Genomic DNA, 23598 nt, shown 5'->3' with positions numbered 1-23598 from the left:
CCCGGGTCGGGCGTCGGGCTGTCAGCCGCGGAAGGCGCGCAGCGCCTCGACGACGAGCGCGTGGTCGTCCGCCTGCGGGAGGCCCGAGACCGTGACCACCCCGACGGGCCCGACGCCCTCGACGCGCACCGGGAACGCGCCGCCGTGGGCCGCGTACTCCTGCAGCGGGAGCTGGTGCTGCTCGGTGAACGTCGTGCCCTTGGCCCGGGCGCGCAGCCCCACGAGGTACGACGACGCCCCGAACCGCTGCACGACCCGCACCTTGCGCTCGACCCACGTGTCGTTGTCGGGCGTCGTGCCCTCGCGCGCGGCGTGGAACACCTGCTGCGTCCCCTTGCGAACATCGATCGTCACCGCGAGGTCGCGCTCCGCGGCGAGCTCGACGAGGAGGCAGCCGAGGCGCCACGCGTCGTCGTGGGTGAACGAGCCGAGCACGAGCTCGTGCTCCTGCGCCTCGACGGAGGCGATGGTCGCGGCGAGGTCGTCGGTCGTGGTGGTCATGGCGCCATCGTGGCACGAGCAGGGCCTGGGTACTTCTCCCCATGGGGGCCGCGCACCGTCGTCGACTAGGGTCCTCGGAGCGCGGCACGCACCGGCGCACGACACGTCGCGGGCACGGCCCGCGCAGCATCCACGAGACGACGAGGGGGACGCGTGAGCTCAGGGATGTGGGGCGCCGACATCGCCGCCCTGCGCGCTCTCGCGCAGCAGATGGGGACCGCGAGCGACACGCTGCGCTCGGTGGCGTCGACCGTCGGGCCGCAGGTGGTGCAGAGCCCCTGGTCCGGGCCGGACCGCTCGGAGTTCATCGGCACGTGGGACGCGGCGCTGGCGCCGCAGCTCACGTCCGTGGCGGACATGCTCGCCGACCGTGCGGAGTCGTTGCAGGCGGACGCCGACCAGCAGGAGCAGGCGAGCACGGACGGCGGCGGCCCGGGTGGGCCGGGCGGCCCCGGCGGTGGCGGCAGCTCCGGCGGTGGCGGCAGCTCCGGCGGTGGCGGCGGGGGCGGCACGTCGGGCGGCGTCACCGACGACCCGGACACGTGGTGGTTCGGCCTCCCGGGGTGGACGTCCGACGCCGTCACCTGGGGCGGGGTCCTCGCAGGCGCCGGCGACCTCGTCTTCTCGACGCTCGACGAGTTCGGCTTCCTCACCAACGCGGGCAAGGGCCTCAGCGCCCTGGGCACGGGCCTGACCGCGGCCGGAGGGGTCTTCTCCTTCCTCACCATGGCCGACGGCATCGCGGAAGGCATCGGCGGCATCGTCGACGGCGACGGCTGGTCGGTCGCGGACGGCGTGATCAGCACCGCCATCGGGGGCGCCGGGACCGCGGTCGCGATCGCGGCGCTCGCGTCCAACCCCGTCGGGTGGGGCGTCGCGGCAGGGATCGGCGTCGCCGGTCTGGTCTGGGGCGGACTCAACCTCCTCACGCCCGACGGCATGGAGACCACCGAGTGGCTCGGCGGCATGGCGAGCGACGCCTGGAACGCCACCTCGTCGTTCGTGGGCGACGTCGGGTCGAACATCGCCGAGGGCGCGTCGCACGCGGTCGACGCGGCGAGCGACTTCGTCGACGACGTGACGTCACCCGTCCGTACACTGTTCGGGTTCGGCTGAGCACCGGCCTGACCGAGCACCCGACACCAGCCGGAGAACCCCTTGAGCAACCCCGCGATGCCCTTCACGTCGTTCGAGCTCGTCGCCCTGCTGACGTTCCAGCCCGGCGCGGCGGCGACGCAGTCCGCGCAGAGCCTCCGGCTCGCCGACCTGCAGTCGTCCGCCGACGCCCGCCGGGCGGGCCTGTCGTCCCTCCTCGTCCGCGGTCTCGCCGTCGCGACCGACGGTCAGGTCGCACCCGTCGGGAACGCGGGCGGCGTGAGCGGCGTGCTCACCCGGGCGGACCGGTGGGTCGAGGTCGGTGTCGTCCGCCGCGACCGGACGGACGCCGCCGTGCTCGCCGGGGTCGGCGGCAGCGGGCTGCTCGTCAGCCCGCGCGGCCTCGACACGTGGGACGCCCTCCCGGTCCGCCCGGGTGCGGACCTCGTGGACGCCGGCGTCGACCTCGCGCGCCAGGGCGTCGAGGACGCCGGGGAGCAGGCCGTCAGCGTGAGCGTCAAGGTCACGACACCCGCCGGCTCGGTCGCGGCGGCCGTGCACCGGGACGACGCGGGGACGTGGCGCGTCGCGACCGAGCCGACGGACGCCGACGGCGCCCTGACGATCCGGGACGACGCCCCCGCGGACGCGGACGCGGCGCTCGCCGCGCTCCGGGCTGCCCTGCGATGGCCTGGCAGCCTCCCGCCGGTCCCCCCGGACCGCCCCCTCCGCCGGCCCCCCGTCGCGGGGGCCGCACGCCGGAGGGCGCCGTGCGGTTCGTGCGCTACTGGCTGCCCGTCATCGCGGTCGTCGCGCTGCTGGTCGCGGTCTCGCTCCTCGGCGGGCTGCTCACCGGCGCCTGGGTCGGGGAGAGCAAGAACGTCGCGCGCTGGTTCGGCGCGGTCACCGCGACGGCTCTGGGCGTGTTCGCGATCTGGGTCCGCGTCCTCGCGATGCGCAAGATCCGCAGCGGCGAGTACCCGCCGCCGGACCGCCGCTGACCGTTCTGCGCCGGCGCGCGGAGACGCCAAACCCGGGGTTGCCCGTCAGCAGGTCTCTGACGGGCAACCCCGGGTTCGGCGCTGCTGTCAGGAGCAGGTCAGGGCGTCGACCGGGACGTCGTACGCGCGGGAGGCTCCGCCGTCGGGCAGCGCCCCCGTGACCGTGACCGTGCCCGCGTCGACCGACGTGGCGCGCGTCGAGAAGGACTGGTACGCCGCCCGGCCGGGTGCGACGCCCGCGGAGGAACGGGTGCCGTACGGCGTCGCGAGCGTGACGTCGACCGGCACGTCCTCGCCGTTCGTCGCGCGGACCGCGACGTAGGCCGTGCCCGCGAGGCAGCGGGACTGGGCGGTGATCTCGACGAGGCGGGGACCCTGCGGGGCGCGCTGCAGCGTGACCTGGTCCATGACGCGCTCGGACGCGGTCTCGTACGTCGTGATCGTCAGCGCCTCGGGCGTGACGTCGACGTCGGAGTAGCTCGGCGTGCGCTCCTGCTCCCAGCGCGCGGTCCACGGCTTCTCGCCGTCGAAGCCGTAGTACTTCGAGCCGCTCGCGGAGTTGCCGGTCACGTAGAGGACCTGGTCGTCCTCGGGGACGAGCACGTCGCCGACGGCAGGACCGGTCGCCGGCTCGACCGGCGTCGTGCCCTCCATGAGGTGGCTCCGGGTGTAGATGTGGTCGTGACCGGCGAGCACCAGGTCCACGCCGAGCTCGCTGAAGACGGGCGACAGCGCGTCGCGCATCGCGACGACGTCGCGGTCGCGCGAGTGGAACGCCTGGCTGTACAGCGAGTGGTGGAACGTCACGAGGACCCAGTCGTAGGAGTCGCCGTGCGTGCCGACCACGTCGCGCAGGAAGGCCTCGTGCCCGGCGAGGTCGCCGTCGCTCCAGTCGTTCGAGTCGATGCCGACGACGAGCACGTCGTTGTAGCCGTACCAGTAGTCGCGGCGCTGCTCGGCGGAGAGGTTCGGCATCGCGAAGTGCTGGTCGTACAGCGCGCTCGCCGTGTCGTGGTTGCCGTCCTGCGTCGCGAACCGCAGCTCGCGCATCTGCTGCGGGGCGAGGAAGCCGGTGTACTGCTGCGCGCTGCCGGCGTGCTCGACCTGGTCCCCCGCGGAGACGAGGAACGACGCGTCCGGGTGACGAGCGGTCATCGTGCCGAGGTTCTCGGCCCAGCGCGCGGCGTCGTTCGTCGCGCTGCCGCTCGCGCCGATCTGCGCGTCCCCGACGAACAGGAACGAGAACTCGTCCCCGAAGGTCCCGGTGTCGAACGTGCTGGGCTCCGACCATCCGGAGGTCGCGCTGCCCACGCGGTACACGTAGGAGGAGTCCTCCGCCAGACCGGTCATCGTGGCGTGGTGGTACGTCGCGCCGTCGGCGGACGCACCGCCCGTGGACGACGACGTCCGGGCGCCCTCCCACGAGACGTCGCCCGCGGCGTCGGTCGCCTCGTCGGCGCGCGCCCACTGGACCTCGCCCGCGCCGGGCAGGGTCGAGAACCACGCGACGTTCGCCTGCGTCTCGTCCGCGCCGACGTTGAGCGCGACGTCGCGGACCTCGCCGTGCGTCGGCACGAGCGAGCGGACGTCGAGGTAGATGTCCGAGCTCGTCGGGGCGTCCTGGTAGAGCGCGACGGAGATCGTGTTCTCCCCCACCGCGAACGCGTCCGCCGGGACGACGAACGTGCTCGTCACCGGGTCCGTGCGGCCGTTGCCGTGGTACTGCAGGTTCTCGGTGATCTCGCGGGCGTCGTCGCCGAGGCGCGCGACCTCCTCGCCGTTGACGTAGACGATCGCGGCGTCGTCGTAGACGATCTCGCCCTCGAACGCCGGGACGCCGTCGAGGTCGGCCGCGGTGAGGTCGACGTCGGTGCGGAAGAAGAACGTCGGGACGTCCGTCGTCGTGCCGGGGACGTACTGGGTCAGCAGGGTCGCGATCGGGAACGCCGCCCCGATGCCCGTGGGCTGCCCGCGCTTGGCACCGAACGCGCCGGTTCCGGACGTCCAGGCCGAGTCGTCGAACGCGGTCGTCGTCCAGACGCGCTGGTCCGCGTCGGTGCCCGCGGGGTTCGTGTTGTCGTCGAGGTAGCGCCACGTGGTGCCGCTCGTGCTGAGGAGCGACTCGTCGTCCGCGACCGCTGACGAGGCCGTCGCGATGCTGCTCGTGACGAGGGCGGCGCCGACGAGCGACGCGACGAGCGTCGCCGCGGCCGCGCGCGTGAGCGCGCCGGGCTGCCGGGAGGCATGCAGGGTCATGGGTTCCTTCGCAGGTCAGGGGTCCCGGCAGCGACGGCCGTCGGACCACCGTGGCAGCGCAGGACCCGGGGAGGGAAGCGCTGTCACGGTACGAAGGGCCGGTGTCCCGAAGTCGTCCTCACCGTGAACGCCGTGCGGCGATCAGGTAGCCGCCCCGGGAGACGCGCGACGCCGCGCCCCGGGCGGGGACGCGGCGTCGGCTCGTGGTGGTTGCGGGTCGCCGGTCAGACGCCCCGGCGAGGGCGCGCGACGAGCACCGCGCCGAGCGCGACGAGCACGAGGGCGGCCACGGCGATCCCCACGGTCTGCGCACCGGTCGTCGCGAGACCCTCGTCCGTCGGCGTGTCCGTCGGGGTCTCCGTCGGGGTCTCCGTCGGCGTGACGGTCGCGTTCGGGGTGGTCGGTGTCGGGTCCGGCGTCGGGCTCGGGGAGGGGTCCGTGGTCGGGTCCGGGGTCGGGTCCGGCGCGGGCTCGCTGCCCGCCGTGTTCGTCAGGACCAGCTCGACGCCGTCGGTACCGCTCACCTCGACGCTCACCACACCGTCCGCGCCGGGCTCGACGAGCTCGCCGTCAACCTCCCAGGCGGGCTCGCCCCACACGACGCCGTCGACCTCCGGGAACGTCGGCTCGGACAGGACGACCTCGGAGCCGAGCGGGAGGTCGTCGATCGTCTGCGAACCGCCGACCGGGACGGTCAGCTCGCCCGACGTCCCGCCGACGACGTACGCGACGGTGAACTCCGTGCCGTCCGGGACGCTGCTCGCGGCGTCGCCGTCGACGACCTTCGACACCGTGATGCTGCCCGTCTCCTCGACGGGCGTCGTCCCGCACGGGATCGCCCCGGCGAACAGGTACGCGTGCGCCTCGCCGCCGAGGAGCGTGAGGTCGTGCGCGACGACCTGGCCGTCGAGCGGTGCCGCGTCCACGGTCAGGTCGGCGAACGGTGCGTACACGGAGCCGTCGACCCGGGTCCCGGCACCGTCCAGGGTCACCGCGCCGTCGATCGACGAGAGGTCCCACAGGACGGAGCGGGCGGCGGCGCCCGAGCCGCCGAACACCTTGCCCTTGACGGTCGCCGTGCCCGCGGGCACCGAGACGACGAGCGGCGCGTCGACCGAGGGCAGGACGCCGTCGGCGAACTGGACCTGGTACGCGCCGGCGATCGCCGCGTAGTCGACGACGTTCGGGCGGCCGGGCTCGAGCGCGGAGAGCACCACGCGGTCGCCGGCGTCCTCGACGACGGTCAGCTCGTGCGCCGCGCCGGAGGGGACGAGGTCGGCGAGGCACTGGCGGACGACGTCGGGATCGGTCGCGCCCTGCTCGACGTACCCCGCGACGGAGCCTCCCTGCGTCGCGACGGTCGCCGCGCCGTCGGGCCATTCCTGGTTCGTCGCGTCGATCGACGGCGCGCCGTCGACCGCGGTCCGGTAGCGCGTCCAGGTGCCGCGCTCGTACGTGCCGAAGGCGGGGTCGTCGCCGACGACCTTGAGGTAGCCCTCCAGCTCGGGACCGCTGTCCGCGGGGACGCCGTGGTTCGAGATCTCGACCATGCCCGACGTCGGCGCGTAGCTGCCGACGAGGAGCCGCGTCGGGTCGCCGTCGACGGTCGGGATCGAGTAGTCCGCGGTGCCCGCGGCCTGGTGGATGATCCCGTACATGCCGCCGTCGGCGCGGACGGCGAGCTCGCCGCCGACGGCGACCGCACCCTCGGTCTCCGTGTTGTCGAGCTGCGCGTCGCCGCGGGCGTAGACGCTGAAGCCCCCGGCGAGATCGAAGGGGTTCACCGGCTCGACGGCGGCGACGGCGACGGCGCCCGCGGACGGGACGACGAGCGCTGCGGCGGCGAGCCCCGCGACGAGGGCCGCGCGGGTGCGCCGTCGGGCACGGGACGAGATGGTTGACGGGGACAACGGAGCTGAGGACAGCGTGGAGCGGGTCATCACTACCTGAGGGTCGGGTTCGGCGGACGGGGCGATCGCCCGCTCCCACGCTAGGTCGGCCTGGACGCGCGTCCAGGTCAGGCCAGGGGTGAACTCGAGCCCGTGTGAGCAAACCCACGTCCACTACAGGCCGATTCGTCCGGCCATGTCGGACACGAGCGCAGACCCGACCGTGCCCGACCGTGCCCGACCATGCCCCCGTCGGAGACTGTCGGGTCAGTCGTCGCGGGCCTTGCGGGTCTCGCGGTCGTTGGCGCGCTGGATCGCCTCGACGAGCTCGTCCTTCGTCATCGTCGACCGCCCGTGGACGTCGAGCCGGCGCGCCACGTCCAGGAGGTGCTCCTTCGACGCGTTCGCGTCCACGCCACCCGCCGTCTCGGCCTTCCCGCCCGGGCCGCCGCCCTCGGCGCGCGCGTCCGACGGACCGTTCTCGTCCTTCGGCTCCCAGTGGTCGCCGACCTTCTCGTGCGTGTGCTTGAGCGCGGCGAACGCGACACGGGCCGCACGCTCCGCCTCGCCGTACTCCTCCATCGCGGCGTCGTACGCCTTCGCGTACGTCCGCTGCGCCTTCTCGTCCGAGCGCTGGAGCGTGCTCGGGATCTCTGACTCCTTCGCGTCGCCGCTGCGCGTCGTCTTCGGCACGGTCGGTCTCCTTCCGGGTCGCTGCCCGACGGCGGTCGCCGCCTCCGTCGAGCGTCTCGCCTCGTGCGGTCCCTCGCCAGCGCGGCGGCCGCCGACGGGCGACCACGGACGGGCGGTCCTACGCTGCCCGGGTGCGACGCGCCCTGATCTTCCGCGGCCGGATCGCCGGCTGGGGGACGTCGTCCGGGACGCGCGTCGTGCTCGGCCGCTGGGACCGGTCGCCGTTCGGCGCGTTCGCCGACGTCATGGTCGAGCGGCCGGACGGCGAGCGCATCCTGCTCGCCCCGTCCGAGGAGGTGGCGTCCCTCGTGGGCTCGACGTACTCGTTCGACCGGGTCGAGCTCGTGCCCGTCGAGGTGCGCGACGCCGAGGATCCCGGATCGACGGCCGAGGGCCGGGACGGCGGCGGCACGGCCGTGGGCGAGGTCGGCGACGGCACGACCGTGGGCGAGCGCCGCGGTCGTGGGCCGGCCCCGTGGCACGTGGTAGCCGGACCGCTCGAGGCGCGGCTCGTCGTCGGGCGCCGGACCGGGCTGGGGCGCGCGCTGCGCGCGGTGCCGGACCGGGTGTCCGGCTCACGGCGGTTCACCGCGGTGACCGACCCGGTCGCCCGCGCGCTGCTGCACGGCGTCCGGACGCGCGGGAGCGCCGGTTCCGGGCGGGTCGAGCACTACGGGGCGACGGACGTGCACGCGCTCGAGGAGGTCGTGTCGTCGTGGGACGGCGAGCCGCTGGGCAGCCTCACGTCCGTCGACCCGCCGGTGCGCTTCGGGTTCGGGTCGACGCCGCGGCGGCCGGCGGTGACCGACGTCGTGACGACGATCGTCCTGCCCGACGCGGACGACGCCGCCTGAGCGCACACGTCGCGCTCCGTGCGAGAGGCTGGTCCCTGAGCCGACCCGGCACCGACCCCGGAGGAGACCTGTGGACGACCACGAGCGTGAGACCCGCCGCCGCATGGCGGCGCACGAGCTGTACACGGACCACGGTGTCGCCGGCCTCGCCGCCGAACGGGCCCGTGCCACGGAGCTGACCTACGACTTCAACGCGACGCGCCCGTCCGCGACCGAGGAGCGGCAGCGGCTGCTGCGCGAGCTGTTCGCCGCCGTCGGCGACGACGTGTGGATCGAGCCGACGCTGCGCGTGGCCTACGGCGGCACGACGCGCCTCGGGAACGGCGTGTACGCGAACTTCGGGCTGACGCTCGTCGACGACGTCGAGATCACCGTGGGCGACCGCGTGATGTTCGCGCCGAACGTGACGATCTCGACGACCGGTCACCCGGTGCACCCCGACCTGCGCCCCGACGGCACCCAGTTCTCCGCCCCGGTCGTCCTCGAGGACGACGTGTGGGTGGGCACGGGAGCGGTCGTCCTGCCGGGCGTCACCGTGGGGCGTGGGTCGGTCGTCGCCGCGGGAGCCGTCGTGGCGGGGAACGTGCCGCCGATGACCGTCGTCGGAGGGGTGCCCGCGCGCGTGCTCCGGCCGATCACGGACGCCGACCGCGAGTGGACCTAACGCGCGCCCCGGACCCTCGACGTCCCGGGACCGGGACCCCGGGTCGTCCCCGCCGCGGCGCCCGGCACGGCCGTCTGACCCCGGACGTACTCCGTCGCCGCGTCCGCGAGCGCTGCGCGCAGCTCGTCGAACAGCGCGACGCTCGCCCTCCCCGGCCAGTCGGCGGGCAGGGCGCCCGGCGGTAGCCCGGGGTCCACGTACGGGACGGGCCGCCAGTCGTCGACGGCGCGCACCCAGCGGGCGAAGGCGTCGCGCGGCGAGGCGACGGCGACGCCCGGCCGCGCGCCGTCGGGTGCGGACGAGCCGGACGCGTCGCCGTGCCGGGCGAGGAACGCGCGGTGCAGCGCGGCGATCCGGTCCAGATCCCACCAGCGCGCCGCGGCATCGGCGAACGGCCCGGCGGTGCGCGGCGTCCCGGTGACGAACAGGGTCGCGGCGTCGCGCAGACCGAGGTGCACGAGGACCTGCTCGACCTCGTCGGCCAGGTGGGCCGGGCAGATCCACAGGGCGTCGGCCACGGTCCCGCACCCGATGCCCGCGAGGTGGCGGCGCAGCTGGTGGCGTGCCGCTCGCCGGTCCTCGGGGACGGAGAACGACACGAGGAGCCACGCGTCGTCGTCGGCCTGCTGCCGGTAGGCGAAGATGCGGCGGTCGCCGCGCGCGAGCATCGCGTCGGCCCCGGGTGCGAGCCGGTATCCCGGCCGACCGTCGACGTCCTCCGCGACGAGCAGCCCCTTGGCCTTGACGCGCGAGATCGCGCTGCGCGCTCCCGCCGCCGGGACGCCCACGGCGTCGAGGAGCTCGACGAGGTCCGCGACCGCGACCCGGCCGCCGAGGTCCCGCACGGAGAGCCCGACGACCGTGCGCAGCAGCGACGTCGCGCTGCCCGGACGGGCGTCGAGGTCGTCGAGGACCACGGCGCCGCGCCCAGGTGCCGGGCTCATGAGGTCGCGCTCGGGTGTCGGGCTCACGGGGCCGGTGTCGGTCGTGGTGCTCACGGCGTCGGCGCGTCGGGCGCGTCGTCGGCCAGGCGCTGGGCGGGGACCGCGCCCGACGTCACCTCGACGAGCGCGTCGCGCACGGCCTCGACGCCGATGCGCACCTCGTCGAACGACGTCGACAGCGGCGAGAGCCCGAGGCGCAGGCCGTTCGGCCGGCGGAAGTCCGGGATGACGCCGCGAGACCACAGCAGCGGCAGCGTCGCCTCGAACGCGTCGTGGTCGACGGTGACGTGGCTGCCGCGCCGAGCGGCGTCGCGCGGGGACGCCACGCGCGCGCCGAGCGGCACGAGCAGCTCGTCGACGAGGTCGAGCGCGTGCTCGGTGAGCGCGACCGACTTGGCGCGGATCGCGTCCATGCCGGCGTCGGCGACCAGGTCGACCATGTCCTGCATCGCGAGCATCCCCACGATCGCCGGCGTGCCGCTGAGGAAGCCGCGCGCGCCCGGGTGCGGGGCGTACCCCGGTCCCATCTCGAACGGCGCCGCGCTGCCCATCCAGCCCTGGATCGGCTGGGTCACGGTCTCCTGCAGGTCGGCGCGCACGTACCCGAACGCGGGCGCACCCGGCCCGCCGTTGAGGTACTTGTAGGTGCAGCCCACGGCGAGGTCGACGTCCCACGCGTCGAGCGCGACGGGCACCGCTCCTGCGGAGTGGCACAGGTCCCACAGGACGAGCGCGCCGGCGTCGTGCGCGCGGCGCGTGATCTCGGCCGCGTCGCTCACGTACCCGGACCGGTACGCGACGTGGCTCAGCACCACGAGCGCGGTGCGGTCGGAGAGCACCGCGCCGACCTCGTCAGGGGTGACACCGGCGTCGTGGTCCGGCTCGATCCAACGCAACGACGCCCCGTGCTCGCGCGCCACGCCCTCGAGGACGTAGCGGTCGGTCGGGAAGTTGCCGGAGTCGAGGACGATCTCGTCGCGCCCGGCGACCTGCGGGGCCGCGAGCGCCGCGCGCACGAGCTTGTAGAGGACGACCGTCGTGGAGTCCGCGACGAACGTCTGGCCCGCTGCCGCGCCGAGCGCCGCGGCACCGATCCGGTCGCCGACCGTCAGCGGCAGCTCGTACCACTCCTCGTCCCAGCCGCGGATGAGCCGCGCGCCCCACTGCTCCGTCGCGAACCGCGCGAGACGCTCCGCGGAGGCGCGCGTGGGGCGGCCGAGCGAGTTGCCGTCGAGGTACGCGACCACGTCGTCGGACGGGACGAACGCGTCGACGTACCGTGCGAGCGGGTCGGCGGCGTCGAGGTCGCGAGCCCGCGCGGCACGCGCTGCGGCACGGTCGACGGCTCCGGTCGGCGCGTCGGACGGGTCGGCGTGGTCGTCGCGGGACGCGGTGGTGGGGCTCATGGCTGGTCCTTCCGGGTGGTCGTGCCCGACGGCGGGGCGAACCGCGGGTGCAGCACGTCGGCCAGGTGCAGGGTCGTCGCGCCGGTGAGCCAGCGCGTGATCTGGGCGAGCTCGTCGGGGCCGTCGAGCAGGTGGAGCCGTGCAAGGTCCTCCACCGGGGGTCCGGGGACGTAGGTGACCGCTCCGGACGACGGCAGCCCGGAGGTCAGCGCCCGCAGCAGCGCGTCGGCGCCGAGACCGGCGGCGGCGAGCGCGGCGAGCTCGCGCGGGTTCACGCCGAGCGGCAGCGGTCCGTTGCCGAGGTCCGTGCCGTAGACGACCGAGCCGCCCGCAGCGACGAAGCGCCGGACGTTGTCGGCCGCGACGTCCCGCTCGGGCGTCGGTGCGCCCCAGCCGTGGATGTCCAGCGTGCTCACCCAGGTCATGCGGCTCGCCCGCGCCTCGCCGAACACGACCTGAAGGTCGTTCTCGGGGCCATTCGGTTCTTCATGACGTGTTCGACGCCGCGCCGAGCCACGCGCCGGGAGCGGGCCGGGGCGAGCCATGGCGGCGATGAGGTCGTCGGACAGGCGCTCGGAGAACGGGGCGTGCGCGAGCCGGTCCACGCGGGCCTCGAACGCGCGCGCCGCCTGTCCCGGGCCCTCGGTGTGCGCGACGACCGGGACCCCGCGCTCGTGGGCGCGGCCGACGACGGCGGCGAGCGTCGCGTCGTCGGGGACCGGGCCTGCCACGGTGTTGAGCACGACCTTGACGTACGACGCCCCGACGTCGAGCTGCCGGTCGACGGCGGCGACGGCCTCCTCGGGCGACGCGATCTGCGCGACCGAGCCGTCGGGCGCCCACGCCCGGTCGGACGGGTATCCGCCCGGCGCGGTGAGGAACGCGCCGGCGAACACGACGTGCGGCAGCCGTGCGGCGGGCGGTGCCGTGGGGCGTGCCCACACGGCCGCGACGTCGGGGATCCAGCCGAGGTCGTGCACGGCGGCGACGCCGTGCGCGACGAGCTCGGTCGCGTCGACGAGCCCGAGGTGGACGTGGGCGTCCGTGAACGGAGGCAGGAGCGTACCCGGCAGGTGCAGCGGTTCACCCGCGGCACCGCTCCCGGGGCCGAGGCCGGACGCGGTGGCGAGGAACGCCGTCGGGCCCGTGGGCGGACGACCGGGGAACCAGGAGGCGTCGACGGTGACGAGGCGGGCGCCGTCGTGCACGGGCCGGTGCGTCATGCGCCGGACGGCCGCGCGGCGCCGATCTCAATGCGGACGGCGAAGAGCTCGGGGAAGAACGTGAGGTCGAGGGCCTTCTGGAGGAAGCCGACGCCGCTGGACCCGCCCGTGCCGCGCTTGGTGCCGATGATGCGCAGGACCGTCTTCATGTGGCGGAAACGCCAGAGCTGGAAGTTGTCCTCCAGGTCCACGAGCTCCTCGCACGTCTCGTAGGCGGACCAGTGGGTGTCGGGGTCGTCGTAGATGCGCCGGAACACCTCGACGAGGTCGTCGTCGAGCACGTGCGCGTGCGTGACGTCGCGGTCGAGGACGTGCGCGGGGACGTCGTGACCGTGGCGCGCGAGATAGCGGAGGAACTCGTCGTAGACGCTCGGCTCGGTGAGGAGCCGGGAGAGCTCGGCGTGCGCGGCGGGCTCGGACGCGAACACCTGGAGCATCCCCGCGTTCTTGTTGCCGAGGAGGAACTCGACCGCGCGGTACTGCCACGACTGGAAGCCCGACGCGTTGCCGAGGAAACCGCGGAACTCGGCGTACTCGCTCGGGGTGAGCGTCGCGAGGACGGACCACTGCTCGGTGAGCGTGCGCTGGATGTGCTTGACGCGGGCGACGCGCTTGAGGGCGGCCTGGAGCTCGTCGGCGGCCAGGAGGTCGCGCGCCGAGACGAGCTCGTGGAGCACGAGCTTGAGCCACAGCTCGGTGGTCTGGTGCTGGACGATGAACAGCATCTCGTCGTGGTGCGCCGGCGCGCTGGTGGGCTCCTGCGCCGCGAGCAGGGTGTCGAGGTGCAGGTACGACCCGTACGTCATGCGCTCGCGCAGGTCGGTGACGATGTCGGGCTCGAGGGCGCGCTCGTTCGAGGTCGTGGACGAGCCCCCGCCGAGGGGCGTCGATGCGTCAGCCATGCCGTCGAGCGTATGTCATCGTCGTGACGATCGCTGCGTTCGTGCGATATGAATGAGGGTCGGGGTGCCGAGAGGTGGAGGTGGTCGCGGCGCCGTCAGGAGTCGGCGTCGGCGCGCTCCTCGGCGACGGACTCGCCGGTCGGGTCGTCGGCGAGCTCGTCCGCCAGGACGTGGCCGCCGAGCGGGCCGGCGCTCATCCCGACGTAGCGCCAGCCGTTCTCGGGGTCGCCCTCGACCTCGACGAGGCCCGTGTTCTCGAGCGGCGTGTAGGCCATGGCGTGCAGGTCGACGCCCTCGGCACGGATGCTCGTCCACGAGCGGATGGCGGCACCGTGCGAGACGACGACCGCGGTCTGCCAGCCGGCCGACGCGACCTTCGCCACGGCGTCGTCGAAGCGCGCCACGAACTCCGTCCCGTACGGGCCCCCGGGCATCCGTCGGGTGAGGTTGCCACCACCCCACGCGAAGACCGTCTCGAGGTAGAGCAGGTGGTCCTCGTGCCGGTCGGACATCTCCAGGTCACCGGCCTCCACCTCGCGGAAACCGTCGAGCTCGAGCGGTTCGAGCTGACGGTGCTCGGCCAGCGGCGACGCGGTCTGGTGCGTGCGGACGAGGGTCGAGACGGCGATGCCGTCGATGACGCGCTCCGCCAGCGCGTCCGGGAGCGCCGCGGCCTGGCGCGCGCCCAGCGCCGTGAGCCCGGGGCCGGGGTGGCCGGTGTCGAGCAGACCGGCGACGTTGGACGGGGTCTGTCCGTGACGGACGAGCAGCAGGCGCATGATTCTCCGGTTCGTGGGGTACCGCCACCCTATGGTCCGGAACCCGCGCACGCCTCGACAGGCGGCGCGACGAAAGGGGCGAACACGGCGGCGCGGAGAGGGCGCCGACGCGGTGCTGGGAGGCTTCGAAGAGGCGTTGGGTGGGTTCGGAGAAGCGCTGCGAAGGCGCGAAGGGGCGCTGGGAGCGTGCCGACCGGTGTTCCGTGGGCGTCGGCGGATGTCTCGGGTGGCGCGTTGGCCGGTCGTGGGGGTACCCGTCAGCCGACGGGGTCCGTGACGAGGCGCGAACGCGCCTCGTAGACCTGGAGCGGCTCGGCCGCGCTCGCCGTCGTCGCGGTGCCCGGTACGTCCGTCCACGTCGGTGAGCCAGCGATGCGGAACTGCCCGGTCCACGACGTCGTCAGCCCGATCGTCAGCGACTCGACCGGCTGCTCGTAGGTGTGGTGCACGGTGTGGTCCGGGTACGGCCCGCCGGGGTCGGACGTGACGAGCGGCGCGCTGCCGTCGGCGTAGTCCCACGCGAACGACTCGGGCGTCGCGCGGATCTGCACGGGGATGCCGAGCAGCGTGGTGTCGAACGTCTGCTCCGCGGAGTCGGTGTACGTGATGGTCGGGACGTTGACGAGCGTCCAGCCGTCAGGCGGCTGCACGACGATCGACGACGGCGTGATCGGCAGCGTCGCGAACTCGCGCTCCGCCTCTGCGAGAAGGTCGGCGGGCGTGATGCAGCCCTCGTCACCGACGAGCTCGGGCGGCCCCCAGGAGCCGTCGGGCTGCCGGACCTCGCGGAACAACGCACCCTCGGCGAACTCGTCCGGCCCGCACTCGATGCCCTCGTAGGCGAGCTGCTCGCCCTCGGTGCACGCGAAGTCGTAGCGCGTCGACGGACCGTCGAGGTTGTTGACGAGTGCGCACAGCGCCGGCGTTGCAGAGAAGTAGCGGTCGACCGGGTCCTCAGCCCCCGCTGGGACAAAGACACCACCACCGCGAGTCGCCTCCCTGACAGCCTCCGTGTGGATTGCGCCGCCCTTGGACTCACTGGTGAAGTCCGTGTAATCAGGCGTTAGCGCAATTGCCGATCCAGGGCCAGAGTGGACGAAGGCGGCGGCAAGTGAAACTGCGGCGAGGTGCTTGAGCCTTAGATTCCGGCGGCGCACATCCGGAGTCGTCACGCCGGCATCTCCGCGATTGTCACAACAACCCACTCCCCGTCCCGGAGCCCCACCTCAACACGCCGCTCATTAGAGGTGCGCTGGGACGAGAAGAGCTCCTTCCCAGAGGAACTCAGAATCCTCATCGGCTCTTGGCTGTACTGCACGTCCAAGGGAACGATGCCAGTGATCTCGTCGCGCATGTATCGATTTGGCTCCGGGACATCGACCGAAATTTTACCTCCCTCGAAAACGTCACCCCGACTGGCAATCGTGCTGGCCTGGTCGATGAAGCCCGAGCACGGCTCACAAGTTTCGAGGGACATTGCCTGCCACTCAGCTGTGTCACCAGTCGCCATCACGTACGGATAAAGCTCGATGAAGTACTCCGCGGCAGCCGCCGCGCCCTCGGCGTCCTTCTGCTCCATCGCCGCCGGACGCTCCGGCTTCACCGGGCCGGTCTCGGTCGGTGAGGGCTCTGGCTCTTCGGTCGGCTCCGCCGACTCCTCGGCCGTGCTCGTCGACGGCTCGGGCTCGACGGGTTCCTCACCGGTGCACCCGGCGACCAGCATCCCCACGGCGACGACGACACCAAGGCCGAGCACGCGCCGTCGGGCACGGGACGACGATCCTGACGCGAGACGCATGCAACCCCCTGAGACCCCCTGCGCGCCCGGATCCGGGCGACGCCGCACGAACTGCCCCAGAACCTAGCGAACTAGGACGTCCCGTGGAACCCGCCTTCTCGTTCTGTGGACAACGGCGGGGCGTGGCAGCCTGTCGGCATGTCGCGCAGGGAGCTCGTGGTGCTGGGGACGGCCAGCATGGTTCCGACCCGGACGCGGAACCACAACGGGTACGTGCTTTTCTGGGACGACGAGGCGATCCTCTTCGACCCCGGCGAGGGGACGCAGCGGCAGATGACGTTCGCGGGCGTCTCCGCGACGGACCTCACGCGCATCGCGATCACGCACCTGCACGGCGACCACAGCCTCGGGCTCGCGGGCGTCGCGCAGCGCATCAGCGGTGACGGGGTGCGGCACACCATCCCGGTGTCGTACCCGGCGTCGGGACAGCGGTGGGTCGACCACCTGCTCGACGCGTCGGCGCACCACCGCCGCGGCCACCTCCTCGAGCAGCCGCTGACGACCGACGGCACGATCCCGCCGTCCCCCGACCGGCCCGACCCCGGCTTCACGCTGAGCCACCGCCGCCTCGACCACACGCTCGAGGCGGTCGGGTACCGGCTCGACGAGCCCGACGGCCGCAGCCTCGACCCCACCCTCCTGGCGCGGCACGGTCTGGCGGGGCCGGTCGTCGGGCAGCTGCAGCGCGACGGCGTCGTCACCGCGCCCGACGGCCGGACCGTCACCCTGGACGATGTGAGCGCGCCACGCCCCGGCCAGTCGTTCGCGTTCGTCATGGACACGCGCCTGTGCGACGCCGTGCTCGAGCTCGCGGAGGGCGTCGACCTGCTCGTCATCGAGTCGACGTTCCTCGACCGCGACCTCGACCAGGCCGAGCGCTGGGGCCATCTCACGGCGTTCCAGGCGGCGAAGGTCGCCGCCGACGCCGGCGTGCGGCACCTCGTCCTCACGCACTTCTCGCAGCGCTACACCGACCCGCGCGCGTTCGAGCGCGAGGCCCGCACCGTGTTCGACGGCGACCTCACCGTCGCGCAGGACCTCGACCGCGTACCGGTCCCCCGGCGCCGCAGCGCCCACCGTCGCGGCGCCCACTAGCTCGGCATCCAGCAGCGCGACGTCCAGCAGCGCAACGCCCGCCCGTCCGACGACGCGACACGCCCCGTGGGCACGGACGAGCCCGGCGGCCCTCGTCGTGAGGGGCCGCCGGGCTCGCGGGTAGTGCTCGTCGACGGCGTCAGGCGCCGCAGCTCGGCGCGTCGAAGGCCGCGGTGAACGTCTGCGTCATCCCGTCCGGGGCGGTCGCGGTGACCGTGGCCTCCCCCGCCGCCGCCGTGCCGCGCACCTTGAAGGACTGGTACGCGTTCTTTCCGGGCTCCACCTGGGCGAAGCTCTTCTCGCCGAACGGCGTCGAGAGCGTCAGCGCGAGCGCCTCGTCGCCGTCGTTGGTCGCCCGCACCGCGACGAAGGCCGCGTTGCCGAGGCAGCGGGTCTGCGCGGTCACCGCGACGTCGATCTCCGTCGGCGGCTCCTCGCGCGGGTAGACGTCCAGCGCATCGAGCTCGGTGTACCAGCTGCCGCGCGTGAAGGTCACGGTGTTGAGGCCGGCCTGGAGCTCGACGTCGTGCTCGACGCTCTGCCAGTTGCCCCACGTCGTGTGCGGGAAGGTGACGACCCCGGCGTCCTCGCCGTTGACGGTGACGCGGTCGGTCGACGACAGCGTGTACCCGCCGCGCTCCGACCCGTTCGCGAACCGCACGGCGAGCGTGTACGGCCCGGCCTCCTCGGCCTGAACCTGCAGCGTCACGGAGCTGTCGGCGAAGTCGAGGCCGCCGACCTTCTCCCCGCCCGACGCGCCCGCAGCGGTGCCCACCGAGCCGCGCACGATCACGCCGTCCTCGAACTCGTACCGCACCGCGTCGTCGGGGATCACCGGCGGGACGACGGTCCGCGGCTCGTCGAGGACGGGGAACACGTCGATCGCGTCGATCTCGGCGAAGAACGTGGCCCGGGTCAGCGTGACGGTGTTCCAGCCGGCGTCCAGCTCGGCGACGTGCTCGACCGTCTGCCAGTTGCCCCACGTCGTGTGCGCGAACGTCACGGTCCCGGCGTCCTCACCGTTGACCGTCATCGTGTGGGTCGACGGGACGCGCTCGGCGCCGACCGTCGAGCCGTTCGCGTACCGGACGCCCAGCAGGGCCGGGCCGGCCTCCTCGGCGTAGACCTCGACCGAGACCGAGCTGTCCGCGAAGTCGAGCCCGCCGACCTTCGCGAGTCCCGACGCGCTGCCGTCCTGCACGACACGCGCGTTCGTCACGACGCCGTCCTCCGCCTGGTACCGGTCGGACGCCGCGGCGACCGACGGCACGCCGTCCTCCGACCACTCCAGGTCGCTGAGGTACATCGCGCGGTACGTGAACGCCTCGTTCCAGCCGTGGAAGACGATCGCGGTGCCACCGTCGGGCGTCGTCACGACGTCCTGGCCGCCCGGGCCGCGCACGTCGCCCCGGAAGCGGTCGCTCGTCATGAGCTCGGTGGTGGCCTTGGTGTAGGGCCCGGTCACGCTGTCCGACGTCGCGTAGGCCGTCCGGTAGGCGCCGCCGTAGAAGTCGTTGGCGGAGTAGATGAGGTAGTACGTGCCGTCGCGCTCGACGATCGTCGGCGCCTCGACGACGCGGCCCTCGTTCGCGAGGTCGACCCGGATGAGCTCCGTCGCCGGGCCGGTGAGCGTCGTGCCGTCGGCCGAGAGCGGCTGGGCGTAGATGATCGCCGTCTTGCCCGTGCAGCAGTTGCCGTCGGCCTTCCACAGCAGCCACAGCTGGTCGCCGTCGTGGAACGTGCCGGCGTCGATCGCGCCGCCGAGGTCCTGCGTGCCGTCCTCGCCGTTGGGGCAGACGATCGGGTCGTCGCCGACGGGCACGAACGGCCCGTCCGGGGTGTCGGACAGCGCGAGGCCGATGCACTGGCGCACCGTCGTCGCGTCGCGCGCCGTGTAGTAGAGCGCGTAGCCGCCCTCGACCGCGGCGACCTCGGGCGCCCAGACGCACCGGTCCGTCGCGCCGCCGGGGCTGAAGCTGCACTCCCCCACCCAGGCGCCGAGCTCGGGCGCGGCGTCGGGCTGCTCGGTCCACGTCACGAGGTCCGTCGACGTCCGGTGCTGGACGTTGTCGCCGTCGGAGTTCGTCGCGTACGCGTGGTAGACGCCGTCGACGAGCAGGATGTCGGGATCGGGGAAGTTGTCGTCGATCACGGGCTCGATCACGGGCGCCGCGTCGGCAGCGGCCTGCGCGGCGACGGGACCTGTGGTCGCGGTACTGGGGGCGGCCGCGGTGGCGGTCGTCGCGGACGCGACGAGGCCGAGCGCGACGAGAGCGCTCGTCGCGAGCGCGGCGAGCGAGGGCAGGGAACGGGTGGACCGGGCGCGTGGCCTCATCGGTGTCCTCTCGACGGTGAGGGGCGGTGTCCCCGGGGCAGCGTCGTCCCTGGGAATCTGAGTGTCCCTGGCGAACGCACACGAGTCAACACATTCGGGCAAGAGCCAACACTGCACGATCGACCACCGACGGAGTCAGGGTGGAGGCGCCGTGGCGGCGATACGGTCTGCGGGTGACTGCACCTCAGGACGGACGACGGTGACCGCGCGGGCCGTCGTGATCGGCGGCGGCATCGGTGGACTCTCGTCCGGGGTCGCGCTCGCACGCTGCGGCTGGGACGTCACGGTGCTGGAGCGCGCGACGTCGCTCGAGCCCGTCGGCGCGGGGATCGCCGTCGCGCCGAACGCGGTGCGCGCACTCGGCGCGCTCGGCCTCGGCGACGCTTTGCGCGAGCTGTCGACCCTCCAGGGCGAGGTCGGCATGCGCCGCCCCGACGGCCGGTGGCTCGTGCGCGCGGACACGGCGGATGCCGGCGCGCGGTTCGGCGACCAGACGCTCGTCCTGCACCGCGCGCAGCTCGTCGGCATGCTCGCGGACGCCCTGCCCGACGGCGCGCTGCGGCTCGGGGCGAGCGCCGCCGTCGTGCGCGCGGGGGACGGCGGGCGGCCCGCGGTGGTCCTGGTGTCCGACGCCGCGAGGTCGGTCGACGGTGACGTGCCCGACGTCGGGGGTCCCGCGGGAGGAGACGTGGCCGACGGCGCGGGGCCAGCGGGGACGGACGCGCCCGACGCCGCGGCGTCGGGCGAGGAGGTCGAGGCCGACCTCGTGGTCGCGGCGGACGGCATCGACTCCCCCACCCGGACGCGGTGGTGGCCAGACGCGCCGCGGCCCGTGCACGGCGGGTCGACGGCGTGGCGGCTCGTCGCGCCGGCCCGAACGGACATCGTCGGGGGCGAGACCTGGGGGCGCGGGATCGTCGTCGGGATCGTGCCGCTCGCCGACGGTCGGGTGTACTCCTACGTCTCGGTCGCCGACGCGGCGGACGTGCCCGAGACCTTCGAGGAACTCCGCGAGCGCCTCGCCGACTGGCACGAGCCGATCCCGGAGCTGCTCGCGTCCGTCGACCCCGCGCAGACGCTGCGGCACGCGCTCCGCTGCCTGCCCGCTCCCCCGGCGACGCTCGCGACCGGTCGCGTCGCACTCGTCGGCGACGCAGCGCACGCGATGCTGCCGAACGTCGGGCAGGGCGGGTGCCAAGCGCTCGAGGACGCGGTCGTGCTGGGCGTCCGGGTGCCGGCGTCGGCGACCGTGGCGCGCCGGTCCGGCGGGCTCGACGTCGCGTCGGCGCTGCAGGCGTGGTCGGCCGAGCGCCGGCCGCGGGTCGAGAAGGTCATGAGGCTGTCCGCGCAGGTCGCCGTCCCGACGCGGTGGACGTCGCCCGTGCTGACCGGCGCCCGCGACCTCGGGGCGCGAGCGGCCGGGACCTGGGCCGCGTCGCTCGGGACGCGCGCGCTCGACGGCGTCATGGGCTGGCGGCCGCCGACGCCGGGCGAGGCGTGAGGAAAACCGTCAGTCGGTGGGCAGCGGCGTGAGGACGCCGATCTGCCAGCGGTCGCCCGTGTCGAGGAGCTGGTAGACGAACCGTTCGGTGAGGTCGTTGTCGTGGTGCCACGTGACGTCCGCCCAGATGCTGTGCGGGGCCTCCGCGATCACCTCGATGTCTGCGCTGGTGTTCTCGACGCCCTCGTACTGGCTGAAGGCCGAGGAGAAGAAGGCGGCGGTCTGCGAGCGGTCGGCCACCGCGAGCGACTGCTGGGGGAACGCGATGAGCGCCGGCACGGCGTACAGGTCGGCGAGCGCCTCCTCGTCGCGGTCCAGCAGCGCGCGCGTGTAGCGATCGAAGAACTCCTGAGCGGTTCCCTGGGCGTCCATGCTGTCGACGGTAGGCACGGCCTGTCGCGCTCGCGCGCGCTCCGGTCCGGCAGGTCGGGGGGCTGGTGGAGCCGCTTGGTCGGCCCCGCCAGGGGCGCGGCGTCAGGCCCGACGGCGGTCCGGCAGCCCCGCCGCCTTGCGCAGCTCCGCGTACGCCGCGCCGAGCGTCCCGACGGTGTGGTGCGCGTTGAGCCCGCTGGGGTTGGGCAGCAGCCACACGCGCGCCGGGCCGATGCGCCGCTCCTGAGGGCCGGTCGTCGCGCGGCGGTCGCCGAACGCCGTGCGGTACGCGCCCAGCCCGAGCACCGCGACCCAGCGCGGGCGCCACGTCTCGGCCGTCTGCACGAGCCGACGACCGCCGTCGACGATCTCCTCGGGCGCAAGCTCGTCCGCGCGCGCCGTCGCGCGACGCACGACGTTCGTCATGCCGAGGCCAGCGTCGAGGAACGCGTCGCGCTCCCACGGGCCGAGCACGCGGTCGGTGAAGCCGGCCGTGTGCATCGCCTTCCAGAACCGGGTGCCCGGGTTGGCGAACGGCAGCCCCACGGCCGCGGAGTACAGGCCCGGGTTGATGCCGCAGAACAGCACGTCCAGGTCGTCGCGCAGCCAGTCGTCGATCTCGCGATCGCGCGCGGCGGCGAGCTCGGCCGGCGTGGGGCGCGGGTAGGGCGGCGTCGGGCGGTCGTCGGGGCTGTGGGGAGGCACCGGACCATCCTGGCGCGCACGGGTTCCGGGGTCGACGCGGACGTCGCCCCGGCTCGGTGCTGCAGAGCCTCCTCGCCGGGACGTCAGCCCAGCGCGACCTCGACGCCGCCCGAGAGGAACGAGTCGTGCAGGTCGATCGACGCCGGCACGGCGTCGGCAGGGATGTCGAACACGACGGTCCCCTCTTCTACGCGGAGGCGTCGCCCGAGCTCGGCGTGCTGCACGTCGATGACCCGGTGTACGTGCGGGGGTACAGCCTCAACCGGCTGCGCGACGACGGAGTTCCCGGGGTTGATGTCGGTGAGGAAGCTGTTTGCGTTCCCGAGGTAGATCGCCGCGCTGCCGTCGGAAGAGTGCGTGCGGCCGACGGTGTCGGTGAGCTCCTGGCTCGACCCGTCGAACACCTGCGCCTCGTCGCCGATGTTCGTCGCCGTCATGTGCACCACCACCTACCGACCCTGCGCCTGCTCGTTGAGGAACTCGTCCCCGACACTCGGCACGCCCGACTCCACCGACGTCACGGTGAATTCGAAACCCTGTCGGGTGCATCGAATCTACGGGGGCCCCTCGGCGTACGCCCGGCTCGCGTCGGCTTCACCGGACCCGATCGAGCAAGGCCGGTTCACACCACGCGGCGATCCTTCCAGGCCCGTGTCGCCAGGTCGAAGTGGCCATGAACGAGATCGATTCGCGGCCGCTTTGCTTGGTCGAGCACCAGCTCTCGATCTGCCAGGTCGCGCAAGAGCGCGAAGCGATCGACCAGGGCGGGATCGACACGCGCACGCCAAGTCTTCGGGTCGATCGTCAGCACGAGTCGGTCGAAGAGCCGATGAACGTCCGCCCGGAGGAGCAGTCCACCATTCGGATCGTGATGCGGCGCGTTCGCGTACGAGTACAGATGAGCTGCGTCCAGTATCTGATCGGGCTGCGGACCAGTTACCGCGCACACCGTGCCAAAACGGTCGACGAGGCCCTGCCGGAACCGCGCCTGGCCTCGCCGCACCTTCGCCACGGATTCTATGAAGCCGCCTTCGAGCGGCCCGACCGCGTGGGAGATCTGAACGAAGAACTGCCCGTCAACGCCAGCAAGCTGTCCGATGAGATGTTCTGCCTCAATCGCATCGAGCCGCCGTATGGCATTCTGCCGGTCCTGCTGAGCGTAAATTTCGAGCAACCGGCGCACAGGTGCGGGCGAGGGAAGTGGGACCCACCATCGCCCGTAGTGTGCGACAAACTTGGTCACGATGGACGGCTGGACGAGTGGCTCATCAAACTCGGCCTTGCACTTGAGGCAGCGATACTCCGGAATCACTGCCTTCCGTCGGGACACGGCCGCACGGGAGCACTGAGGGCACCGCTGCATCAATTTCTCGCCCTGGGAAGCGTCGATGCGGTCGACGACCCCGAAGCCGAAGATCAACTGGGCATCGCGAATGAGGAGAATATCCCCTTCGCGGATTCGAGAGCTGTTCACGACGTTCGAGTCGTACTCGTATCGCTCGCCAAATCGGTCCTCATACAGCGCGTCGTCGCTGGTCGCAAACACCTTGGAGTAACAGCTCCAGACGGACCGCTCCACGGCAAT

At 73.3% G+C, this 23598-nt stretch carries 22 protein-coding genes; 6 read left to right on the top strand and 16 right to left on the bottom strand.

The window, feature by feature from the left end:
* Positions 1-21 precede the first annotated feature (21 nt).
* Complete coding sequence (locus tag ACWPWV_RS09105; protein ID WP_454042603.1) at positions 22-501, bottom strand: heme-degrading domain-containing protein; 480 nt, start codon at positions 499-501, stop codon at positions 22-24.
* Between the two features lie 153 nt (positions 502-654).
* On the opposite strand from ACWPWV_RS09105, the gene ACWPWV_RS09100 reads away from it, so the two are divergent.
* Entirely contained in the window at positions 655-1617 is a 963-nt protein-coding gene (locus ACWPWV_RS09100) for a WXG100 family type VII secretion target (protein ID WP_454042602.1), read from the top strand.
* A gap of 749 nt (positions 1618-2366) precedes the next feature.
* Positions 2367-2597: a hypothetical protein gene (locus ACWPWV_RS09095; RefSeq protein WP_454042601.1), complete on the top strand. Its 231-nt coding sequence runs from the start codon at positions 2367-2369 to the stop codon at positions 2595-2597.
* Positions 2598-2684: 87 nt separating this feature from the next.
* Here ACWPWV_RS09095 and ACWPWV_RS09090 read toward each other — a convergent pair whose 3' ends face one another.
* The 3 genes from ACWPWV_RS09090 to ACWPWV_RS09080 all read right to left on the bottom strand — a co-directional run bounded on the left by ACWPWV_RS09090 (position 2685) and on the right by ACWPWV_RS09080 (position 7435).
* Entirely contained in the window at positions 2685-4853 is a 2169-nt protein-coding gene (locus tag ACWPWV_RS09090; RefSeq protein ID WP_454042600.1) for a fibronectin type III domain-containing protein, read from the bottom strand.
* Between the two features lie 224 nt (positions 4854-5077).
* Positions 5078-6763 (bottom strand): collagen-binding domain-containing protein, encoded by a 1686-nt coding sequence (locus ACWPWV_RS09085; RefSeq protein WP_454042599.1) that lies wholly within the window; start codon positions 6761-6763, stop codon positions 5078-5080.
* 246 nt (positions 6764-7009) lie between these two features.
* Positions 7010-7435 (bottom strand): ChaB family protein, encoded by a 426-nt coding sequence (locus ACWPWV_RS09080; RefSeq protein ID WP_454042598.1) that lies wholly within the window; start codon positions 7433-7435, stop codon positions 7010-7012.
* A 131-nt stretch (positions 7436-7566) separates the two neighbouring features.
* Between ACWPWV_RS09080 and ACWPWV_RS09075 the strand changes: the two genes are divergently transcribed.
* Together ACWPWV_RS09075 and ACWPWV_RS09070 are read left to right on the top strand one after the other, a co-directional pair.
* Positions 7567-8289 carry a hypothetical protein gene (locus ACWPWV_RS09075; RefSeq protein WP_454042597.1) on the top strand — a complete coding sequence of 241 codons (723 nt, stop codon included), beginning with the start codon at positions 7567-7569 and terminating at the stop codon, positions 8287-8289.
* A gap of 70 nt (positions 8290-8359) precedes the next feature.
* Positions 8360-8953 carry a sugar O-acetyltransferase gene (locus tag ACWPWV_RS09070; RefSeq protein ID WP_454042596.1) on the top strand — a complete coding sequence of 198 codons (594 nt, stop codon included), beginning with the start codon at positions 8360-8362 and terminating at the stop codon, positions 8951-8953.
* Here the strand turns inward: ACWPWV_RS09070 and ACWPWV_RS09065 are convergent.
* From ACWPWV_RS09065 to ACWPWV_RS09035, 7 genes are all read right to left on the bottom strand, one after another.
* Positions 8950-9951, bottom strand: coding sequence for a PaaX family transcriptional regulator (locus ACWPWV_RS09065; protein WP_454042595.1), 1002 nt, complete (start codon positions 9949-9951; stop codon positions 8950-8952). The genes ACWPWV_RS09070 and ACWPWV_RS09065 overlap by 4 nt on opposite strands.
* Entirely contained in the window at positions 9948-11303 is a 1356-nt protein-coding gene (gene kynU / locus ACWPWV_RS09060) for a kynureninase (protein ID WP_454042594.1), read from the bottom strand. Before kynU ends, ACWPWV_RS09065 begins: the two co-directional genes overlap by 4 nt.
* Positions 11300-12526, bottom strand: coding sequence for an amidohydrolase family protein (locus ACWPWV_RS09055; RefSeq protein ID WP_454042593.1), 1227 nt, complete (start codon positions 12524-12526; stop codon positions 11300-11302). The genes kynU and ACWPWV_RS09055 overlap by 4 nt, the downstream gene beginning before the upstream one ends.
* The gene (gene kynA, locus ACWPWV_RS09050; RefSeq protein ID WP_454042592.1) at positions 12523-13428 is read right to left on the bottom strand and encodes a tryptophan 2,3-dioxygenase; all 906 of its coding nucleotides are present in this window, start codon (positions 13426-13428) and stop codon (positions 12523-12525) included. Before kynA ends, ACWPWV_RS09055 begins: the two co-directional genes overlap by 4 nt.
* A 95-nt stretch (positions 13429-13523) precedes the next feature.
* A complete protein-coding gene (locus ACWPWV_RS09045; RefSeq protein ID WP_454042591.1) occupies positions 13524-14207 on the bottom strand; it encodes a histidine phosphatase family protein in 684 nt (227 codons plus the stop codon).
* A 257-nt stretch (positions 14208-14464) separates the two neighbouring features.
* Positions 14465-15379 carry a hypothetical protein gene (locus ACWPWV_RS09040; RefSeq protein ID WP_454042590.1) on the bottom strand — a complete coding sequence of 305 codons (915 nt, stop codon included), beginning with the start codon at positions 15377-15379 and terminating at the stop codon, positions 14465-14467.
* On the bottom strand, positions 15376-15963 hold the full coding sequence (locus tag ACWPWV_RS09035) for a DUF6318 family protein (RefSeq protein WP_454042589.1): 588 nt from the start codon (positions 15961-15963) through the stop codon (positions 15376-15378). Before ACWPWV_RS09035 ends, ACWPWV_RS09040 begins: the two co-directional genes overlap by 4 nt.
* 180 nt (positions 15964-16143) lie before the next feature.
* Here ACWPWV_RS09035 and ACWPWV_RS09030 point away from each other — a divergent pair, with 180 nt between their 5' ends.
* Positions 16144-17100, top strand: a complete 957-nt coding sequence (locus tag ACWPWV_RS09030; protein WP_454042588.1) for a ribonuclease Z — start codon at positions 16144-16146, stop codon at positions 17098-17100.
* A 139-nt stretch (positions 17101-17239) separates the two neighbouring features.
* On the opposite strand, the gene ACWPWV_RS09025 is transcribed toward ACWPWV_RS09030, so the two are convergent.
* Positions 17240-19435 (bottom strand): family 43 glycosylhydrolase, encoded by a 2196-nt coding sequence (locus tag ACWPWV_RS09025; protein ID WP_454042587.1) that lies wholly within the window; start codon positions 19433-19435, stop codon positions 17240-17242.
* A 199-nt stretch (positions 19436-19634) separates the two neighbouring features.
* Between ACWPWV_RS09025 and ACWPWV_RS09020 the strand changes: the two genes are divergently transcribed.
* The gene (locus ACWPWV_RS09020; RefSeq protein WP_454042586.1) at positions 19635-20936 is read left to right on the top strand and encodes an FAD-dependent monooxygenase; all 1302 of its coding nucleotides are present in this window, start codon (positions 19635-19637) and stop codon (positions 20934-20936) included.
* 9 nt (positions 20937-20945) lie between these two features.
* Here the strand turns inward: ACWPWV_RS09020 and ACWPWV_RS09015 are convergent, their stop codons facing one another.
* The 4 genes from ACWPWV_RS09015 to ACWPWV_RS09000 all read right to left on the bottom strand — a co-directional run bounded on the left by ACWPWV_RS09015 (position 20946) and on the right by ACWPWV_RS09000 (position 23592).
* Positions 20946-21308 carry a DUF4440 domain-containing protein gene (locus tag ACWPWV_RS09015; protein WP_454042585.1) on the bottom strand — a complete coding sequence of 121 codons (363 nt, stop codon included), beginning with the start codon at positions 21306-21308 and terminating at the stop codon, positions 20946-20948.
* A 102-nt stretch (positions 21309-21410) separates the two neighbouring features.
* Positions 21411-22013, bottom strand: a complete 603-nt coding sequence (gene mug / locus ACWPWV_RS09010) for a G/U mismatch-specific DNA glycosylase (protein WP_454042584.1) — start codon at positions 22011-22013, stop codon at positions 21411-21413.
* 83 nt (positions 22014-22096) lie between these two features.
* Complete coding sequence (locus ACWPWV_RS09005) at positions 22097-22450, bottom strand: DUF4352 domain-containing protein (protein WP_454042583.1); 354 nt, start codon at positions 22448-22450, stop codon at positions 22097-22099.
* Between the two features lie 185 nt (positions 22451-22635).
* The gene (locus ACWPWV_RS09000) at positions 22636-23592 is read right to left on the bottom strand and encodes an HNH endonuclease (RefSeq protein WP_454042582.1); all 957 of its coding nucleotides are present in this window, start codon (positions 23590-23592) and stop codon (positions 22636-22638) included.
* Positions 23593-23598: the final 6 nt, after the last annotated feature.

The sequence above is a fragment of the Cellulosimicrobium sp. Marseille-Q8652 genome, from assembly GCF_965112045.1.
This window is presented reverse-complemented; position numbering and strand designations above follow the sequence as displayed.

Bases quoted from the DNA above. Each gene is read 5' to 3' on its own strand.
- ACWPWV_RS09005 (WP_454042583.1), bottom strand. From the start codon at position 22,450: ATGACGGCGACGAACATCGGCGACGAGGCGCAGGTGTTCGACGGGTCG.
- ACWPWV_RS09030 (WP_454042588.1), top strand. From the start codon at position 16,144: ATGTCGCGCAGGGAGCTCGTGGTGCTGGGGACGGCCAGCATGGTTCCG.
- ACWPWV_RS09105 (WP_454042603.1), bottom strand. From the start codon at position 501: ATGACCACCACGACCGACGACCTCGCCGCGACCATCGCCTCCGTCGAG.
- ACWPWV_RS09055 (WP_454042593.1), bottom strand. From the start codon at position 12,526: ATGACGCACCGGCCCGTGCACGACGGCGCCCGCCTCGTCACCGTCGAC.
- ACWPWV_RS09025 (WP_454042587.1), bottom strand. From the start codon at position 19,435: ATGAGGCCACGCGCCCGGTCCACCCGTTCCCTGCCCTCGCTCGCCGCG.
- ACWPWV_RS09015 (WP_454042585.1), bottom strand. From the start codon at position 21,308: ATGGACGCCCAGGGAACCGCTCAGGAGTTCTTCGATCGCTACACGCGC.
- ACWPWV_RS09045 (WP_454042591.1), bottom strand. From the start codon at position 14,207: ATGCGCCTGCTGCTCGTCCGTCACGGACAGACCCCGTCCAACGTCGCC.
- kynU (WP_454042594.1), bottom strand. From the start codon at position 11,303: ATGAGCCCCACCACCGCGTCCCGCGACGACCACGCCGACCCGTCCGAC.
- ACWPWV_RS09090 (WP_454042600.1), bottom strand. From the start codon at position 4,853: ATGACCCTGCATGCCTCCCGGCAGCCCGGCGCGCTCACGCGCGCGGCC.
- kynA (WP_454042592.1), bottom strand. From the start codon at position 13,428: ATGGCTGACGCATCGACGCCCCTCGGCGGGGGCTCGTCCACGACCTCG.